The organism is Allobacillus halotolerans (assembly GCF_018967645.1).
GTDB lineage: Bacteria > Bacillota > Bacilli > Bacillales > Alkalibacillaceae > Allobacillus > Allobacillus halotolerans.
In genome coordinates, this window is sequence record NZ_JAHLZF010000062.1 from 678 (window position 1) to 1,181 (window position 504).

Below are 504 nucleotides of genomic sequence, written 5' to 3' on the forward strand. Positions count from 1 at the left end.
TCGGAGTAAAGCACCGTACTCGCTATGGATCCCATCCCTTTGACTGAGGAGCTTTTCAAGAAGCTTGATCATACGGCGCTTAAGCATTCTTGTCCTTGAAGCTCTCCTCTTTCTTTTCTTGCAGTAGGACAGATAGGATTCCGCCACATTCCTGTATTTGTTGCGCGGACGCCTTATGCCCAGCTCCCTGCAATGCCGGCATATATGCCTGTAGAGCCATTCGAGGCTTTCCCAAAGGAGTTTCATGTCCGTAGGAAAACGCATGTGGCTTTCATAGCATGTGGCATCGGTCATGCAGACGTGAAGGTTATCAAGATAAGGTTTCCAGTGTGAAGCCAGGAGCTCCTGGAAAGAATCAATGTCAAGGCGGGATGCTATCTCATTACGGATGGCACTGACTATCTTGAAGTTGGTTATGGGAAGGGACGGGGGAATCATAATTCCACAGAAAATCTGGTAGTGTATGTTCCCGTTCAGATGTTCCACCAGTTGCCTGTCGGAGAA

The 504-nt window shown here is 48.4% G+C and carries 1 pseudogene; it reads right to left on the reverse strand.

Annotated features, from left to right (window positions below):
- Positions 1-504, reverse strand: a pseudogene (locus KQ486_RS14780) (hypothetical protein); the annotation flags it as partial.